This window comes from Peribacillus frigoritolerans (genome assembly GCF_040250305.1).
In the GTDB taxonomy this organism is placed as follows: domain Bacteria; phylum Bacillota; class Bacilli; order Bacillales; family DSM-1321; genus Peribacillus.
Genome location: NZ_CP158190.1, coordinates 4,942,514 through 4,960,001, shown reverse-complemented (window position 1 = coordinate 4,960,001; position 17,488 = coordinate 4,942,514). Strand labels below are relative to the sequence as shown.

Genomic DNA, 17,488 nt, shown 5'->3' with positions numbered 1-17,488 from the left:
TATGCTTCGTTTATTCATAAACCATGAGCTTGGCCCAGAAAGCAGGGATAAAGGTGTGTTGGTGTAAAGAATATATAGAAGAAAATAGGTGAAACGTTTTTTTTTGAAAAAGTTTTAAAAAACGTATTGCAAACATTTTTAGTACATGGTATATTATTTCTTGTCGCTAAGACAGCAACTTAAACAGCTAACAAGCTGTGAAAAACATTTTAAAAAAAGTTGTTGACGAAACGTGACGGAATGTGTTACATTATAGAGGTCGCTTCTGAGAGAAACGACAACAAATTGCTCTTTGAAAACTGAACAAAACAAAGCGCCAACGTTGAATTTTAAGTGAGCACACACTATCAAAAAAGCAAATGAGCAAGTCAAACATTTCTTCGGAGAGTTTGATCCTGGCTCAGGACGAACGCTGGCGGCGTGCCTAATACATGCAAGTCGAGCGAATCAATGGGAGCTTGCTCCCTGAGATTAGCGGCGGACGGGTGAGTAACACGTGGGCAACCTGCCTATAAGACTGGGATAACTTCGGGAAACCGGAGCTAATACCGGATACGTTCTTTTCTCGCATGAGAGAAGATGGAAAGACGGTTTACGCTGTCACTTATAGATGGGCCCGCGGCGCATTAGCTAGTTGGTGAGGTAATGGCTCACCAAGGCGACGATGCGTAGCCGACCTGAGAGGGTGATCGGCCACACTGGGACTGAGACACGGCCCAGACTCCTACGGGAGGCAGCAGTAGGGAATCTTCCGCAATGGACGAAAGTCTGACGGAGCAACGCCGCGTGAACGAAGAAGGCCTTCGGGTCGTAAAGTTCTGTTGTTAGGGAAGAACAAGTACCAGAGTAACTGCTGGTACCTTGACGGTACCTAACCAGAAAGCCACGGCTAACTACGTGCCAGCAGCCGCGGTAATACGTAGGTGGCAAGCGTTGTCCGGAATTATTGGGCGTAAAGCGCGCGCAGGTGGTTCCTTAAGTCTGATGTGAAAGCCCACGGCTCAACCGTGGAGGGTCATTGGAAACTGGGGAACTTGAGTGCAGAAGAGGAAAGTGGAATTCCAAGTGTAGCGGTGAAATGCGTAGAGATTTGGAGGAACACCAGTGGCGAAGGCGACTTTCTGGTCTGTAACTGACACTGAGGCGCGAAAGCGTGGGGAGCAAACAGGATTAGATACCCTGGTAGTCCACGCCGTAAACGATGAGTGCTAAGTGTTAGAGGGTTTCCGCCCTTTAGTGCTGCAGCTAACGCATTAAGCACTCCGCCTGGGGAGTACGGCCGCAAGGCTGAAACTCAAAGGAATTGACGGGGGCCCGCACAAGCGGTGGAGCATGTGGTTTAATTCGAAGCAACGCGAAGAACCTTACCAGGTCTTGACATCCTCTGACAACCCTAGAGATAGGGCTTTCCCCTTCGGGGGACAGAGTGACAGGTGGTGCATGGTTGTCGTCAGCTCGTGTCGTGAGATGTTGGGTTAAGTCCCGCAACGAGCGCAACCCTTGATCTTAGTTGCCAGCATTCAGTTGGGCACTCTAAGGTGACTGCCGGTGACAAACCGGAGGAAGGTGGGGATGACGTCAAATCATCATGCCCCTTATGACCTGGGCTACACACGTGCTACAATGGATGGTACAAAGGGCTGCAAACCTGCGAAGGTAAGCGAATCCCATAAAGCCATTCTCAGTTCGGATTGCAGGCTGCAACTCGCCTGCATGAAGCCGGAATCGCTAGTAATCGCGGATCAGCATGCCGCGGTGAATACGTTCCCGGGCCTTGTACACACCGCCCGTCACACCACGAGAGTTTGTAACACCCGAAGTCGGTGAGGTAACCTTCATGGAGCCAGCCGCCTAAGGTGGGACAGATGATTGGGGTGAAGTCGTAACAAGGTAGCCGTATCGGAAGGTGCGGCTGGATCACCTCCTTTCTAAGGATAATTACGAGAGCGCTTTTGTTTTGTTCAGTTTTGAATGAGTAATTCATTCAAATAGGAAAGACAAACATCACGATGTGATGGATTCTTTCTGCTTTGTTCCTTGAAAACTAGATAATAGATAGAAGGCAATTAATTTTTTTCAAAGCATCTGTAAGATCTTTTTTAACGGTTAAGTTAGAAAGGGCGCACGGTGGATGCCTTGGCACTAGGAGCCGATGAAGGACGGGACTAACACCGATATGCTTCGGGGAGCTGTAAGTAAGCTTTGATCCGGAGATTTCCGAATGGGGAAACCCACTGTTCGTAATGGAACAGTATCTTTACCTGAATACATAGGGTACTGAAGGCAGACCCGGGGAACTGAAACATCTAAGTACCCGGAGGAAGAGAAAGCAAACGCGATTTCCTGAGTAGCGGCGAGCGAAACGGAATTAGCCCAAACCAAGAGGCTTGCCTCTTGGGGTTGTAGGACACTCAACATGGAGTTACAAAGGAACGGGGTAAATGAAGCGATCTGGAAAGATCCGTCGAAGAAGGTAAAAACCCTGTAGTTGAAACTTCGTTCCCTCCTGAGTGGATCCTGAGTACGGCGGGACACGAGAAATCCCGTCGGAAGCAGGGAGGACCATCTCCCAAGGCTAAATACTCCCTAGTGACCGATAGTGAACCAGTACCGTGAGGGAAAGGTGAAAAGCACCCCGGAAGGGGAGTGAAATAGATCCTGAAACCGTGTGCCTACAAGTAGTCAAAGCCCGTTAATGGGTAATGGCGTGCCTTTTGTAGAATGAACCGGCGAGTTACGATTTCATGCGAGGTTAAGTTGATGAGACGGAGCCGCAGCGAAAGCGAGTCTGAATAGGGCGAATGAGTATGAGGTCGTAGACCCGAAACCAGGTGATCTACCCATGTCCAGGGTGAAGTTCAGGTAACACTGAATGGAGGCCCGAACCCACGCACGTTGAAAAGTGCGGGGATGAGGTGTGGGTAGCGGAGAAATTCCAATCGAACCTGGAGATAGCTGGTTCTCTCCGAAATAGCTTTAGGGCTAGCCTCAAGATGAGAGTATTGGAGGTAGAGCACTGATTGGACTAGGGGCCCCCAACGGGTTACCGAATTCAGTCAAACTCCGAATGCCAAATACTTATTCTTGGGAGTCAGACTGCGAGTGATAAGATCCGTAGTCGAAAGGGAAACAGCCCAGACCACCAGCTAAGGTCCCAAAGTATACGTTAAGTGGAAAAGGATGTGGAGTTGCTTAGACAACCAGGATGTTGGCTTAGAAGCAGCCACCATTTAAAGAGTGCGTAATAGCTCACTGGTCGAGTGACTCCGCGCCGAAAATGTACCGGGGCTAAACGTATCACCGAAGCTGTGGATTGACACCGTATGGTGTCGATGGTAGGAGAGCGTTCTAAGGGCGTTGAAGTCAGACCGGAAGGACTGGTGGAGCGCTTAGAAGTGAGAATGCCGGTATGAGTAGCGAAAGAAGGGTGAGAATCCCTTCCACCGAATGCCTAAGGTTTCCTGAGGAAGGCTCGTCCGCTCAGGGTTAGTCGGGACCTAAGCCGAGGCCGAAAGGCGTAGGCGATGGACAACAGGTTGATATTCCTGTACCACCTATACATCGTTTGAACGATGGGGGGACGCAGAAGGATAGGGTAAGCGCGCTGTTGGATATGCGCGTCCAAGCAGTTAGGCCGGAAACGAGGCAAATCCCGTTTCCATTAAGGCGGAGCTGTGATGGCGAGGGAAATATAGTACCGAAGTTCCTGATTCCACGCTGCCAAGAAAAGCCTCTAGTGAGATGTAAGGTGCCCGTACCGCAAACCGACACAGGTAGGCGAGGAGAGAATCCTAAGGTGTGCGAGAGAACTCTCGTTAAGGAACTCGGCAAAATGACCCCGTAACTTCGGGAGAAGGGGTGCTTTTTAGGGTGAATAGCCCAGAAAAGCCGCAGTGAATAGGCCCAGGCGACTGTTTAGCAAAAACACAGGTCTCTGCGAAGCCGCAAGGCGAAGTATAGGGGCTGACACCTGCCCGGTGCTGGAAGGTTAAGGGGAGAGGTTAGCGCAAGCGAAGCTTTGAACCGAAGCCCCAGTAAACGGCGGCCGTAACTATAACGGTCCTAAGGTAGCGAAATTCCTTGTCGGGTAAGTTCCGACCCGCACGAAAGGTGTAACGATCTGGGCACTGTCTCAACGAGAGACTCGGTGAAATTATAGTACCTGTGAAGATGCAGGTTACCCGCGACAGGACGGAAAGACCCCGTGGAGCTTTACTGCAGCCTGATATTGAATTTTGGTACAGCTTGTACAGGATAGGTAGGAGCCTGAGAAGCCGGAGCGCCAGCTTCGGTGGAGGCGTTGGTGGGATACTACCCTGGCTGTATTGAAATTCTAACCCGCGCCCCTTATCGGGGTGGGAGACAGTGTCAGGTGGGCAGTTTGACTGGGGCGGTCGCCTCCTAAAGAGTAACGGAGGCGCCCAAAGGTTCCCTCAGAATGGTTGGAAATCATTCGTAGAGTGTAAAGGCACAAGGGAGCTTGACTGCGAGACCTACAAGTCGAGCAGGGACGAAAGTCGGGCTTAGTGATCCGGTGGTTCCGCATGGAAGGGCCATCGCTCAACGGATAAAAGCTACCCCGGGGATAACAGGCTTATCTCCCCCAAGAGTCCACATCGACGGGGAGGTTTGGCACCTCGATGTCGGCTCATCGCATCCTGGGGCTGTAGTCGGTCCCAAGGGTTGGGCTGTTCGCCCATTAAAGCGGTACGCGAGCTGGGTTCAGAACGTCGTGAGACAGTTCGGTCCCTATCCGTCGCGGGCGCAGGAAATTTGAGAGGAGCTGTCCTTAGTACGAGAGGACCGGGATGGACGCACCGCTGGTGTACCAGTTGTCTTGCCAAAGGCATAGCTGGGTAGCTACGTGCGGACGGGATAAGTGCTGAAAGCATCTAAGCATGAAGCCCCCCTCAAGATGAGATTTCCCATGGCGCAAGCTAGTAAGATCCCTGAAAGATGATCAGGTTGATAGGTCAGAGGTGGAAGCATGGTGACATGTGGAGCTGACTGATACTAATAGATCGAGGACTTAACCAACGCTTTTTAAAAAATGAAATACCTTCTTATTATCTAGTTTTGAAGGAATGAAAATTTCTTCTTGCATTTTCTCAAAAAGACGTTATAATAATATATGTCTTGAAAAATGTTAACATTGTTTGGTGACGATAGCGAAGAGGTCACACCCGTTCCCATTCCGAACACGGCAGTTAAGCTCTTCAGCGCCGATGGTAGTTGGGGGTTTCCCCCTGTGAGAGTAGGACGTCGCCAAGCAGGTTTTATATGGAGGATTAGCTCAGCTGGGAGAGCATCTGCCTTACAAGCAGAGGGTCGGCGGTTCGATCCCGTCATCCTCCACCATTTTACACCTGCCGGTGTAGCTCAACTGGTAGAGCAACTGACTTGTAATCAGTAGGTTGGGGGTTCAAGTCCTCTTGCCGGCACCATTTTAAGATAGTACAAGCACGAGCCATTAGCTCAGTTGGTAGAGCATCTGACTTTTAATCAGAGGGTCGAAGGTTCGAATCCTTCATGGCTCACCATTTTATATGCGGGTGTGGCGGAATTGGCAGACGCACCAGACTTAGGATCTGGCGCCGCAAGGCGTGGGGGTTCAAGTCCCTTCACCCGCATCTTTCATGCGGAAGTAGTTCAGTGGTAGAATACAACCTTGCCAAGGTTGGGGTCGCGGGTTCGAATCCCGTCTTCCGCTCCACTTTTCGTATGTGCCGGGGTGGCGGAACTGGCAGACGCACAGGACTTAAAATCCTGCGGTAGGTGACTACCGTACCGGTTCGATTCCGGTCCTCGGCACCATCATAATATGCGCCCGTAGCTCAATTGGATAGAGCATCTGACTACGAATCAGAAGGTTGTAGGTTCGACTCCCGCCGGGCGCACCATGTTTTTATTGCGGGAAGTAGCTCAGCTTGGTAGAGCACTTGGTTTGGGACCAAGGGGTCGCAGGTTCGAATCCTGTCTTCCCGACCACGTGATTTTTAATGAATGGGGCCTTAGCTCAGCTGGGAGAGCGCCTGCCTTGCACGCAGGAGGTCAGCGGTTCGATCCCGCTAGGCTCCACCATTTTTCAATCAGATACTTATATTATATTGGCGGTGTAGCTCAGCTGGCTAGAGCGTACGGTTCATACCCGTGAGGTCGGGGGTTCGATCCCCTCCGCCGCTACCAATAAATATAAGGACCTTTAGCTCAGCTGGTTAGAGCAGACGGCTCATAACCGTCCGGTCGTAGGTTCGAGTCCTACAAGGTCCACCATATTCATTTTTTAAAAGCCGTGGAGGTATACCCAAGTTCGGCTGAAGGGATCGGTCTTGAAAACCGACAGGGGAGTCAAATCCCGCGGGGGTTCGAATCCCTCTACCTCCTCCATTTTTTTAAAAGCAGCAAGTTGTTTTTAAACAACCTTACATAGAGGAAGCGAAAAAACGATATACACGAAAACTTGATGCAAATCGTTTCATTATTACCGTCGCGGGGTGGAGCAGTCCGGTAGCTCGTCGGGCTCATAACCCGAAGGTCGCAGGTTCAAATCCTGTCCCCGCAATTATTAGGTCCCGTGGTGTAGCGGTTAACATGCCTGCCTGTCACGCAGGAGATCGCGGGTTCGATTCCCGTCGGGACCGCCATTTTTTAAATTTAATACAAATGTGGCTCAGTAGCTCAGTCGGTAGAGCAAAGGACTGAAAATCCTTGTGTCGGCGGTTCGATTCCGTCCTGAGCCACCATATCTTATTACGGCGGTTGTGGCGAAGTGGTTAACGCACCTGATTGTGGTTCAGGCATTCGTGGGTTCGATTCCCATCAGTCGCCCCATTTCGCGGGTGTAGTTTAGTGGTAAAACCTCAGCCTTCCAAGCTGATGATGAGGGTTCGATTCCCTTCACCCGCTCCAAATATGGGCCTATAGCTCAGCTGGTTAGAGCGCACGCCTGATAAGCGTGAGGTCGATGGTTCGAGTCCATTTAGGCCCACCATATTCATATTGTTCCGCAGTAGCTCAGTGGTAGAGCATTCGGCTGTTAACCGAACGGTCGTAGGTTCGAGTCCTACCTGCGGAGCCATGGGGAAGTACTCAAGAGGCTGAAGAGGCGCCCCTGCTAAGGGTGTAGGTCGCGCGAGCGGCGCGAGGGTTCAAATCCCTCCTTCTCCGCCATTTGGCCCGTTGGTCAAGCGGTTAAGACACCGCCCTTTCACGGCGGTAACACGGGTTCGAATCCCGTACGGGTCATAACAAAAAAGGAAGCATACATTCATGTATGCTTCTTTTTTTCATTTCTTTTCATTGATATAACTATCTTTTTGTTTATAAGGAATGTCTCCAAGCTGGGAATCGATATTTTCTTCTTCTAATGTATCTTCATATTCCTTTTGCTTTTTGTTCGGTATGTCCATTCTATTTTTCCCTTCGATATCATTAGCTGCAAATCCTTCATAGTCTTCTGGAAATCCATCCGTTTCATCTTCGGTTTTATAAAGATCATTATAATTGTCATGATCGCCGGTGTAATCAGATGGCGTTTCGGATGTACCGAATTTGGCGACATCACCAAAGCTATCTTCTTTATCCACTATTTCATTTCCATGACGATTTTCAAAATGATCACCCTTGGATGGAATCAGTATTTCCTCTTCCACTGGTCGCTCTTGTGCAGTAGGCCCTTCTGGGGCATGCTCGACACAGTAGAGGGTGCTTGGGATCGCTTCAAGCCTCTCGATGGGGATTTCCCTATTGCAGGTTTTACAATGGCCATACGAACCTTCTTCCAATGCTTTTAATGCTTCCTCGATTTTCTCCATTTCTGATTGTGCATGCTCATCGAGTGCTTGATTCCGTTCCATCTCGAATAATTCGGTTCCTAGGTCAGCAGGATGATTATCATAAGATGATAATTCCCCTACGGATTCCGTCTGGCTTTTATCCAGAACAGATTGTTCATCATTTTGAATTCTACTACTTAACTCATTTTTTTCTTGAAGCAGTTCCTTTTTTAATTTTTGCGTTTGTTGTTTCGTTGCCATATCCTATTCACTCCTTCTAAAGTCCAAATCTCATTTTATATTGGTAGGATGGTTGTATTATCTATTACCCGAATCGGAGTATAGGAAAACAATATGCAACGGAAGATAGAAAAAGGACTGAGCGGATGAGCTCAGTCCTCGGAGATTAGATAAGATAGCTGATGAATAATCCAATGGCCATGAGTAAACCAAAGAAGGTATTCGTTTGGGCCGTCGCTTTCATTGCCGGGACCATCGTGATCGGCTGCGTTTTGCCTACGAAGCCTTTGATTGCGGCCATGGCCTTCGGGATGCTTAAGAAGGCAAGAAGAATCCAGGCCGTTACGCTTCCGGTAAGAACGAGCCCAACAAGCCATAGATAAGAGAAAGCGAACATGATTGCCATGAATGTCAGGGCGTTTTTCCTGCCCATCACTACAGGCATCGTTTTGCGCCCATGAGCCTTATCCCCATCATGGTCACGTAGGTTATTGGATAAGTTGATAAGCCCGACCAAAATCCCACTTGGAATGGCAATTAAGATGGCTGTTGAAGAAACATCACCGGTTTGAATGAAAAAGGCGATCAAGATTATCAAAAAGCCCATGAATAATCCAGAAAAAAGTTCCCCAAATGGTGTATATGAAATGGGCAGGGGACCGCCTGTATAAAGATAGCCGACAAGCATGCAAACCAGTCCTACTGCAGCAAGCCACCAAGATGATGCGGCACAGATATAGATTCCAATTATCAAGGCGATGGCATACATGCCAAGTGCCAAGCTCATGATTAGTTTGGGGGTCATTCCATGACGGACGATCCCGCCGCCGATGCCTACGGATTCCTCCGTATCCAAGCCTCTCTTGAAATCATAGTATTCATTGAATAAATTTGTTGCAGCTTGAATCAGGATACTGGCAATCATCATGGCAGCGAATAGTAACCAATTCACTCCATCTTCCAAAAGTGCAATCACAGTTCCAAGTAAGACTGGGACAAAAGCTGCGGTTAGTGTATGTGGACGAATTAACTCCCACCAAATCTTCCAGGTCCGTTTAAGGGGAAGTCCGTCGTATTCTGTTTGCATTATTTCTCTCCTCAAAATCATTATTGGTTCTCTCGAAATTATAACAAATATTGAAATGTTGCACAAAAGGTTATCCTAATAAAAGCTGGAAAAATGGGTAAGGGTGATAATTGGAATTCCTGGATGATCCATTTCCAAAATCAAGGGTATTTCTCTACATTCGCTAAGATTCATATAATAAGGAAAAAAGCAGGAAAGAATCGTTCGGTAAAGGGGCGTTTTATTGACATGAGGTTCAAGTGAGGTGTATCTTTAAATAGGTTAAAAAGCTTTTAAAATGTACATTTGGGGGGATTTTTTTGGCTATCTCAGAGGAAACTGAACAGTTTCAGGGACTGGCTTCAGCTATACAAAAGGCGAAGGACTTGAATGATCAAGTTCTATTCAGTCATATTAAGAAGATTAAATGCAACAACCCCCTTTCATTTTATCAAGCTGGAAGAGAACGGTACGCGGGTGAACGCTTTTTCTGGGAGGACCCTGCAAAGGAAATAACCATCACCGGTTTAGGCAATGTTAAGAAACTCAAAGCGGCATCGAATGCCGAACGTTATAGAGAAGTCGAAAAGAGCTGGATCAAACTGCAGAATAATGCTGTCAAAACAGGAGTGACCGATGTAGAAGCGACAGGTCCTTTACTGTTTGGGGGCTTTTCTTTTGATTATGAAACTGACAGTACGCTCCTTTGGAATCAGTTCGGGGACAACCTTTTTTATATACCTGCCTTCATGCTGTCAATAGTGGGTAAACAAGCTTACTTAACGACCAACTTACTTTGTTCGCCTGATGATTCAGAAAAACTCTTCATAGATATGATAAATGAACGGGAAGCTTTCCTTTTCGAAAGCTTGGATGGCAATGAATTGGGTGCAAATTCCCTGGTTATGCAGAGGGAAGTCGAACCTGAGGAATGGAAGCGGACGGTCGCAGAGGCTGTTCAGGAAATCAAGATGACAGATCTTGACAAAATCGTTTTGGCAAGGGAGCTTCGACTTGGTTTTGAACGTTCCATCGATTCAGGGAAAGTGCTTGAACAATTGATTGCTGAGCAGCCATTGAGTTATATTTTCAGTTTGGAAGCTGGTGGCGACTGTTTTGTCGGTGCCACCCCTGAACGTTTGATTAAGAAACAGGGAAATGAAGTTTTTTCTACCTGTCTTGCTGGATCGATGGGACGAGGGAAAGATGAACAGGAAGATGTTTGTCTTGGTGAAGAATTGCTTCATGACCAAAAGAATTTACAAGAGCATCAATATGTCGTATCGATGATATCCAATGCCTTTGATTCAGTATGCGAAAAGGTGATGGTCCCGGCCGGACCGACACTTATGAAAAACCGTCATATCCAGCATTTGTACACACCGGTCCGCGGTATATCAAAGGAAGGTGTCACGATTTTTGAATTTGTGGAGAATCTCCACCCAACACCAGCTATGGGCGGACTTCCCAAAGAAAAGGCCGTTGTCCGGATTCGGGAAATGGAAGGTCTGGAACGCGGCTTTTATGCGGGTCCTTTAGGATGGGTGGATACTTATGGAAACGGGGAATTCGCTGTAGGAATACGTTCTGCACTAATACAGAACAATGAGGCATCGCTCTTTGCCGGATGCGGAGTAGTGGAAGATTCGACTCCCGAAAGTGAATACCGGGAAACGGGGATTAAATTCAATCCGATGTTAAGTGCTTTAGGAGGAAATCTTAATGAATGACCGAGATGCATTGACAGCGTATGCTGCTTCATTCGTCGATGAGCTGGCACAAAATGAGGTGAAGCATGTGGTGGTGAGCCCTGGTTCACGATCCACACCCTTGGCTTTGTTGCTGGTGGAACATCCTGATATCGAAATTCATATTAATGTGGATGAGCGTTCGGCTGCTTTTTTTGCCCTTGGTTTGGCTAAGGCCCAAAAAGAACCTGTCGGACTTCTTTGTACGTCAGGTACAGCCGCTGCAAACTATTACCCAGCCGTCATTGAGGCTTTCTATTCAAGAGTGCCGCTTATTGTACTTACCGCTGACCGCCCGCATGAATTGCGTGATGTTGGAGCACCACAGGCGATCGATCAGATACATCTTTACGGGAGACATGTAAAATGGTTTGTCGAAATGGCACTTCCTGAAAGCACGGTTGGGATGATGCGGTATGCCAGAACGGTCGGCGCAAGGGCAGTGGCAACAGCTGCAGCTGAGCCTGCAGGGCCTGTTCATTTGAATTTCCCGCTTCGAGAACCATTGATTCCGGACCTGGAGCAAGCAAAGGAGTGCAGGCAAAATAAAATGACGCCTGCTGTGATGATTGACAGTGGAGAACTGTCACTGTCATCATCACAAATAGAAGCTGTTGTAACTACATTGTCAGAAGCTAAGCAAGGTATGATTGTATGTGGCGAATTACCTCATCCAGAGATGAAGGAAGCCATCGTCGCATTAGCGGAAAAACTTGCTTTTCCGGTACTGGCTGATCCCCTTTCACAGTTAAGGAGCGGAAGTCATGACAAAGCCGTAATCATTGATGCGTACGATACGTTTTTACGCGATGAAACGGCAAAAGCGGCTTTCAGGCCGGAAGTGATCTTGCGATTTGGGGCAATGCCTGTTTCTAAACCGTTATTGTTATTCATGAAAGAACAAAAACAGGCAATCACTTTGGTCGTCGATGGCGGAGCAGGCTGGCGCGAACCAGCCGGATTGGCAACGAATATGATTTACAGCGAAGAGAAAGATTTTTGTCTGCGAATTGCTGAAAGCATTACTTCCTCTCCTGATGATGAATGGCTTCGCTTATGGCAAACCGTCAACGGAGCGACGAAGGATGCCTTAGCCTCCGTCAGGGATGAATCGGATTTAAGCGAAGGCAAGCTGTTCGCCCTGCTTGCTGATATGATGCCATTGGAATCGACGCTGTTTGTCGGGAATAGTATGCCCATACGAGATTTGGATACTTTCTTTTTGAATAATGGAAAAGGAATCAAAACCATTGCAAATCGCGGGGCGAATGGTATCGATGGTGTCGTTTCCACTGCGCTTGGCGTAAGCACGGTATCGAACAATACAGTGCTGGCAATCGGTGATTTAAGCTTTTTCCATGATATGAATGGCTTGCTTGCGGCAAAACTTCAAAAACAAAATATCACGATATTGCTGGTTAATAATGATGGCGGCGGCATTTTCTCCTTCTTGCCGCAGGCGAATGAGAGGGAACATTTCGAAACGCTATTCGGCACGCCTCATGGGCTTGATTTTTCCCATACTGCCGAGCTTTATGGCGGTAAATACAACAAGGTGCAAAATTGGGATGAGTTTGAGAAGGTATTTACAGAGTCATTCAAAATTCAAGGTCTGAAAATTATCGAAGTACCGACAGAAAGAGAGTCCAATTTACAAAAGCATCGAAATTTGTGGAGCTTTGTTTCCCAGGAAATAAAAATGGTGTTAGACAGGGAAATATCATGAATATTGTCAGCAAGGATGTCAATTATGCTGTTGAAATAACGGGAAATGGAGATCCTCTTGTACTTTTACATGGATTTACGGGAAATCGGGATACATGGAAATTCCTCATTCCGCTACTGAGTGACAGGTATACGCTGATCATGGTTGATATCATCGGTCATGGCATGTCTGCATCACCAGCCGATCATCGAAGGTATGAGATGGAGCGTGTCGCTGAGGATATCAAGTATATTTTGGATGTGTTACATTTCCCGAAAGCCCATATCCTTGGATACTCGATGGGCGGAAGACTCGGATTGGGATTTGCCTGTTTGTTTCCTGAGTATGTTGATACATTGATATTGGAGAGCGCTTCACCGGGCCTTTTAACAGAAGGGGAACGGGAAATCCGTAGGGAAAATGATCGGAAGCTTGCCGAAAGGATACTTGAAAATGGCATGGAAGCGTTTGTACTTCAATGGGAAAACATCCCGCTGTTTGAAAGTCAAAAACGGTTGTCGGCCAAAACCAGGTCGGCCATTCGGGAGCAGCGGTTGGCAAATGACTCTACCGGCCTTTCCAATAGCCTTCTTGGTATGGGGACCGGCAATCAGGCTTCATACTGGGAACAACTGCAAACCCTTGATTTCCCTGTGCTCCTTGTTACCGGTGAGCTTGACCGGAAGTTTTGTCGAATTGCGGACTCGATGAAAAAAAAGCTGAAGCGCGCCGAATGGAAAATAATAAATGATGCGGGACATGCGATTCATGTGGAAGTTGGAGAAAAGTTTGGTAAAATAATAAGTGAGTTTTTAAAGCGAAATAAAAGGAGGAATTATGATGACGATTCAATGGGAAACAATACGTGAGTATGATGAAATTTTGTATGAAAAATATAATGGGATTGCGAAAGTGTCCATCAATCGACCACATGTACATAATGCATTCACGCCAAAAACGACTGCTGAAATGATTGATGCATTCGCAAGAGCGCGTGATGATTCCAGCATTGGTGTCATTATTTTAACAGGTGTAGGCGGCAAAGCATTCTGTTCAGGCGGAGACCAAAAAGTACGCGGAAATGGCGGATATGTGGGTGAAGATAACATTCCGCGTCTAAATGTTCTTGATCTGCAACGTTTGATTCGCGTAATTCCAAAACCGGTCGTAGCCATGGTTGCAGGATATGCAATTGGCGGCGGTAATGTCTTGAACGTGGTATGTGACTTGACGATTGCTGCTGACAATGCAATTTTCGGACAAACTGGACCGAATGTAGGAAGCTTTGATGCTGGTTATGGTTCTGGCTACCTTGCACGTATCGTGGGTCATAAAAAGGCGCGTGAAATCTGGTACCTATGCCGTCAATACAATGCACAGGAAGCATTGGATATGGGATTGGTCAACACAGTCGTACCTTTAGACCAATTAGAAGCGGAAACGGTTAAATGGTGTGAAGAAATGCTTGAGAAGAGCCCTACTGCACTTCGTTTCTTGAAAGCGGCAATGAACGCTGATACGGATGGCCTTGCAGGTCTTCAACAATTGGCTGGTGACGCTACACTTTTATACTATACAACAGAAGAAGCAAAAGAAGGCCGCGATGCATTCAAAGAAAAACGCACTCCGGACTTTGGGCAATTCCCTCGTTTCCCTTAATGAAACGCGTGAATCGATGAGACTGACAGCTTGGCGGAAAATCGCCGGGCTGTTTTCTATATCAAAAAGGAAGAGAGGAAGCAGCAATGGCAGAAGAAAAGTTGCCGAACTGGCTGAAAAATCGGGCGCATCTTTCACCGGATCGCCCGGCAATCGAGTTTGAAGGTCAAACGTATAGCTTTCTTGAACTGTATACTTTATCGGAGAAGATGGCTGGTAGGCTGGCAAGCATTGGTCTGGGCGCTGGCGATTCATGCGCGGTTTTGCTCCGTAACCATATTGATGGTGTTGTCGTTATCCATGCACTATTTCATCTCGGTGTGAAGATTGTGATGCTGAATAATAAGCTAACGGCAAAAGAGCTGTCCTGGCAGATCGGGGACAGCAAAACTGCCTATCTGGTTTCAGAAGGGTCCTTCTCCGGAAAACTTGCTGATATTGGTGAGATTCTCCCGGATTTGCACCTTCATTTAATGGAAGAATTGCCGGTTGAAGGCACAGCAGGGATACTTCAAGAGTTTTACCTTGAGGATACCGCTACGATCATGTATACATCTGGTACGACAGGAAATCCAAAAGGGGTCATCCAAACATTCGGCAACCATTGGTGGAGTGCCGTAGGGTCTGTTCTGAACCTTGGATTGCATGAGGAGGATTCTTGGTATTGTGCGGTTCCGATCTTTCATATTAGCGGCTTATCCATCTTGATGAAAAATGTGATTTATGGCATGAAAGTCGTTTTGTCTGAACGTTTCGATGAACGGGAAGCAAACCGGAGCATCCAGGAAAATGGCGTGACGATCATTTCGGTCGTGACGGCGATGCTGAATAGGATGGTGCAGGATATGAAGGGAACAAGCTATCCAAAAACTTTCCGCTGTTTCCTGTTGGGCGGCGGCCCTGCACCCGTCCATTTGCTTGAGGTATGTAAGGAGAAAGGGATTCCCGTCTATCAAACATATGGGATGACCGAAACATCTTCACAGATTGTGACACTGGCACCGGAATATAGCATGACAAAAATCGGCTCTGCGGGAAAGCCTTTGTTTCCTTCGCAGTTACGGATTGAAAAAGACGGCACGATGTGTGAACCGGGTGCAGTGGGGGAAATCGTGGTTTCAGGTCCGAATGTCACGAAAGGCTATTTTAATCGGATGGATGCTACACAGCAGGCGATTACCGATGGATGGCTTTATACCGGGGATCTTGGTTATCTTGACGAGGAAGGCTTTTTATATGTGCTTGACCGACGTTCGGATTTAATCATCTCCGGCGGTGAAAATGTCTATCCGGCCGAGATTGAAAACGTCCTCAGTATGCATCCTGATGTTTTCGAAGCGGGAGTGACGGGGACTGACGATGAAAAGTGGGGACAGGTCCCGCTTGCTTTTGTCGTCTTGCATCAAGGTGCAGAGCTTGATGAGAGCGAACTGCTGGAATATTGCAGGGGATATTTAGCATCCTATAAGATTCCCCGGAAAGTGATATTTTGTAAGGAGCTTCCCCGTAATGGCGCAAGCAAGCTTCTGAGACGGGAACTGAAGAAGGAGATGGGGGAATGGCAATGAAGTTATCCTCCATTTCCCTAAAGCACATTAAGGCCCCTTTAAAACGGCCATTCAAGACGCATCTCGAAACGGTAAGCGATCGGGAAGTGATAATTGTCGAAGCCATGGATAAGGATGGATTGATTGGATACGGGGAAGCTGTGCCTTTTGCAAGTCCTTGGTATACCGAGGAAACGACCAAAACATGCTTTCATATATTGGAGGACTTCTTAATCCCGCTAACATTGGCCAGTCAGATCAAGCATCCTGATGAGCTGCCGAACTTATGGAACGGAATCAGGCGGAATGCAATGGCGAAGTCGGCTTTAGAGCAGGCAATCCTCGATTTATATGCGAAGCAGAAAGGAGTCTACCTTGGACGGCTGTTTGGCGGCGAACGAAGTGAAGTGGCAGCTGGCGTAGTCATTGCATCGAATGATATAGAAGATGCGATGCGCCAGATCGAGGATTTTTCCGGATCCGGTTATCAGCGATATAAAATAAAAATAAATCCTCAAAATGATCTGGAGTTTTTAGCGGAAATCCGTCGGGCCTATCCCGATATCCCGCTCATGGCAGATGCCAATTCAGCGTACACTCTTGATGACATCCCGCATCTGCAGAAGCTTGATGACTTTAAGCTGATGATGATTGAGCAGCCGCTGGGGCATGACGACATTGTGGAACATTCATTTTTGCAGAAACAGCTGCAGACACCCATTTGCCTTGATGAAAGCATAAATTCATTTCATGATGCCAAAAGTGCACTGTCGCTCCAGAGCTGTGGGGTCATCAACATTAAGATGGCTAAAGTCGGCGGCTGGATGGAAGCTGTAAGAATCCATGATCTATGCATGGGAAATGATGTGCCAGTTTGGTGCGGCGGTATGATAGAATTTGGCATTTCACGTGCACATAATATTGCACTTGCCACATTAAAGGGCTTCACGATTCCCGGGGATATATCATCTTCATCCCGTTATTGGGATGGAGATATAATATATCCTGAAGTACTTGTCGAAAATGGCATGATCCAAGTTCCCGATAAAGCTGGAATCGGTTTTGCCATCAATGAAAAGCGGCTAAAGGAATTGACTACATATAGTAAACTGTACAAGTGAAACATCAAAGGAGGTGCACGGCCCACCTCTTTTGACCAAATATTGATAATCCTTTAACTCATCTCACTCCCCCTGTCTATGTAACTCACCCAATTAGAATTTTCTTGGACGGAAACCCCACCCTTTTGGAAAATGATTTTAATAGGATACTAACAAATCAGTTCATTGTTTTTTCTGTTAAAACTCATATTAAATTGAAGAAATTTGCGACCTTCTGCCGAATAACTCGCTAGCCAAGATCACGCTAGATACTTGCTTTGATGAGGCTTGGCAGACTGTCGGCGGAAAGGGAACGAGTGACTGAAATCAACCAGGAACTTTTTTTAATTGTCCAGATTGACCGGATAGATCATAATTTTTTTTCGGAAAATGGGGCTTTGTCTATTTTTTCTTTATTGGATTATTTTGTATAATGAATTTAAAAGAATGGCAACCAAGGGAAAGGGAGGGGAGAGTGTATGAAGAAAAAACCGTACCTTATTGCGGAGATTCTACTAAGAAGGGGCATGCCGGACTATGTCATTAAAGAAGTGACGGCATTGGAAGAGTGTGAGCTGTTTCTTTTGAAGAGAAAGTGGGGCCTATATGACCGGAAGACAGGTGCGTAAAGATTAAAAGTAAAAAGGG

General features: G+C 47.2%; 9 protein-coding genes, 21 tRNA genes and 3 rRNA genes. 31 read left to right on the top strand and 2 right to left on the bottom strand.

Translation table 11 applies throughout. The annotated features are described in order from the left end of the window. Window positions 1-377 precede the first annotated feature (377 nt). The 24 genes from ABOA58_RS24555 to ABOA58_RS24440 all read left to right on the top strand — a co-directional run bounded on the left by ABOA58_RS24555 (window position 378) and on the right by ABOA58_RS24440 (window position 7,245). Window positions 378-1,928, top strand: a 16S ribosomal RNA gene (locus ABOA58_RS24555). Between the two features lie 176 nt (window positions 1,929-2,104). Then, window positions 2,105-5,037, top strand: a 23S ribosomal RNA gene (locus ABOA58_RS24550). A 118-nt stretch (window positions 5,038-5,155) separates the two neighbouring features. After that, window positions 5,156-5,271: ribosomal RNA gene (gene rrf, locus ABOA58_RS24545) — 5S ribosomal RNA — on the top strand. The 16S, 23S and 5S rRNA genes sit together here with 21 tRNA genes alongside, the layout of an rRNA operon. Window positions 5,272-5,282: 11 nt before the next feature. Beyond that, window positions 5,283-5,358: transfer RNA gene (locus ABOA58_RS24540), tRNA-Val, on the top strand. Window positions 5,359-5,368: 10 nt separating this feature from the next. Next, a tRNA-Thr gene (locus ABOA58_RS24535) sits at window positions 5,369-5,444 on the top strand. 20 nt (window positions 5,445-5,464) lie between these two features. Continuing rightward, window positions 5,465-5,540 (top strand) — tRNA-Lys (locus ABOA58_RS24530). Window positions 5,541-5,548: 8 nt separating this feature from the next. Next, a tRNA-Leu gene (locus tag ABOA58_RS24525) sits at window positions 5,549-5,630 on the top strand. 8 nt (window positions 5,631-5,638) lie between these two features. Beyond that, window positions 5,639-5,713: transfer RNA gene (locus ABOA58_RS24520), tRNA-Gly, on the top strand. 12 nt (window positions 5,714-5,725) lie between these two features. Then, window positions 5,726-5,814 (top strand) — tRNA-Leu (locus ABOA58_RS24515). A 9-nt stretch (window positions 5,815-5,823) separates the two neighbouring features. Then, a tRNA-Arg gene (locus tag ABOA58_RS24510) sits at window positions 5,824-5,900 on the top strand. Window positions 5,901-5,911: 11 nt separating this feature from the next. After that, window positions 5,912-5,988: transfer RNA gene (locus ABOA58_RS24505), tRNA-Pro, on the top strand. Window positions 5,989-6,005: 17 nt separating this feature from the next. Then, window positions 6,006-6,081 (top strand) — tRNA-Ala (locus tag ABOA58_RS24500). A gap of 28 nt (window positions 6,082-6,109) precedes the next feature. Further along, a tRNA-Met gene (locus ABOA58_RS24495) sits at window positions 6,110-6,186 on the top strand. 10 nt (window positions 6,187-6,196) lie between these two features. After that, window positions 6,197-6,273, top strand: a tRNA-Ile gene (locus ABOA58_RS24490). A 21-nt stretch (window positions 6,274-6,294) separates the two neighbouring features. Next, window positions 6,295-6,387 (top strand) — tRNA-Ser (locus ABOA58_RS24485). A 101-nt stretch (window positions 6,388-6,488) separates the two neighbouring features. Next, window positions 6,489-6,562, top strand: a tRNA-Met gene (locus tag ABOA58_RS24480). A gap of 6 nt (window positions 6,563-6,568) precedes the next feature. Next, window positions 6,569-6,644 (top strand) — tRNA-Asp (locus ABOA58_RS24475). A gap of 23 nt (window positions 6,645-6,667) precedes the next feature. Further along, window positions 6,668-6,743, top strand: a tRNA-Phe gene (locus ABOA58_RS24470). A 12-nt stretch (window positions 6,744-6,755) separates the two neighbouring features. Then, window positions 6,756-6,831, top strand: a tRNA-His gene (locus ABOA58_RS24465). Window positions 6,832-6,835: 4 nt separating this feature from the next. Continuing rightward, window positions 6,836-6,909: transfer RNA gene (locus ABOA58_RS24460), tRNA-Gly, on the top strand. A gap of 5 nt (window positions 6,910-6,914) precedes the next feature. Continuing rightward, window positions 6,915-6,991 (top strand) — tRNA-Ile (locus ABOA58_RS24455). Window positions 6,992-7,003: 12 nt separating this feature from the next. Then, a tRNA-Asn gene (locus ABOA58_RS24450) sits at window positions 7,004-7,078 on the top strand. Window position 7,079: 1 nt separating this feature from the next. Further along, window positions 7,080-7,170, top strand: a tRNA-Ser gene (locus ABOA58_RS24445). A 3-nt stretch (window positions 7,171-7,173) separates the two neighbouring features. Then, window positions 7,174-7,245: transfer RNA gene (locus tag ABOA58_RS24440), tRNA-Glu, on the top strand. Window positions 7,246-7,286: 41 nt separating this feature from the next. Here the strand turns inward: ABOA58_RS24440 and ABOA58_RS24435 are convergent. Then, window positions 7,287-8,036 carry a TraR/DksA C4-type zinc finger protein gene (locus ABOA58_RS24435; RefSeq protein WP_350300378.1) on the bottom strand — a complete coding sequence of 250 codons (750 nt, stop codon included), beginning with the start codon at window positions 8,034-8,036 and terminating at the stop codon, window positions 7,287-7,289. A gap of 145 nt (window positions 8,037-8,181) precedes the next feature. Continuing rightward, a complete protein-coding gene (locus ABOA58_RS24430) occupies window positions 8,182-9,102 on the bottom strand; it encodes a 1,4-dihydroxy-2-naphthoate polyprenyltransferase (RefSeq protein WP_350300377.1) in 921 nt (306 codons plus the stop codon). A gap of 299 nt (window positions 9,103-9,401) precedes the next feature. Between ABOA58_RS24430 and ABOA58_RS24425 the strand changes: the two genes are divergently transcribed. The 7 genes from ABOA58_RS24425 (at window position 9,402) to ABOA58_RS24395 (ending at window position 17,469) form a co-directional block, all read left to right on the top strand. Next, window positions 9,402-10,811, top strand: coding sequence for an isochorismate synthase (locus ABOA58_RS24425; RefSeq protein ID WP_350300376.1), 1,410 nt, complete (start codon window positions 9,402-9,404; stop codon window positions 10,809-10,811). Further along, complete coding sequence (gene menD, locus ABOA58_RS24420) at window positions 10,804-12,555, top strand: 2-succinyl-5-enolpyruvyl-6-hydroxy-3-cyclohexene-1-carboxylic-acid synthase (protein ID WP_350300375.1); 1,752 nt, start codon at window positions 10,804-10,806, stop codon at window positions 12,553-12,555. The genes ABOA58_RS24425 and menD overlap by 8 nt, the downstream gene beginning before the upstream one ends. Then, window positions 12,552-13,403, top strand: a complete 852-nt coding sequence (menH, locus tag ABOA58_RS24415) for a 2-succinyl-6-hydroxy-2,4-cyclohexadiene-1-carboxylate synthase (protein WP_350300374.1) — start codon at window positions 12,552-12,554, stop codon at window positions 13,401-13,403. Before menD ends, menH begins: the two co-directional genes overlap by 4 nt. Further along, on the top strand, window positions 13,375-14,193 hold the full coding sequence (menB, locus tag ABOA58_RS24410) for a 1,4-dihydroxy-2-naphthoyl-CoA synthase (RefSeq protein ID WP_034310494.1): 819 nt from the start codon (window positions 13,375-13,377) through the stop codon (window positions 14,191-14,193). Before menH ends, menB begins: the two co-directional genes overlap by 29 nt. 86 nt (window positions 14,194-14,279) lie before the next feature. Further along, the gene (locus ABOA58_RS24405; RefSeq protein ID WP_350300373.1) at window positions 14,280-15,761 is read left to right on the top strand and encodes an o-succinylbenzoate--CoA ligase; all 1,482 of its coding nucleotides are present in this window, start codon (window positions 14,280-14,282) and stop codon (window positions 15,759-15,761) included. Then, window positions 15,758-16,861 (top strand): o-succinylbenzoate synthase, encoded by a 1,104-nt coding sequence (gene menC, locus ABOA58_RS24400; RefSeq protein WP_350302965.1) that lies wholly within the window; start codon window positions 15,758-15,760, stop codon window positions 16,859-16,861. The genes ABOA58_RS24405 and menC overlap by 4 nt, the downstream gene beginning before the upstream one ends. 458 nt (window positions 16,862-17,319) lie before the next feature. Then, window positions 17,320-17,469: a hypothetical protein gene (locus ABOA58_RS24395; protein WP_185151124.1), complete on the top strand. Its 150-nt coding sequence runs from the start codon at window positions 17,320-17,322 to the stop codon at window positions 17,467-17,469. Window positions 17,470-17,488: the final 19 nt, after the last annotated feature.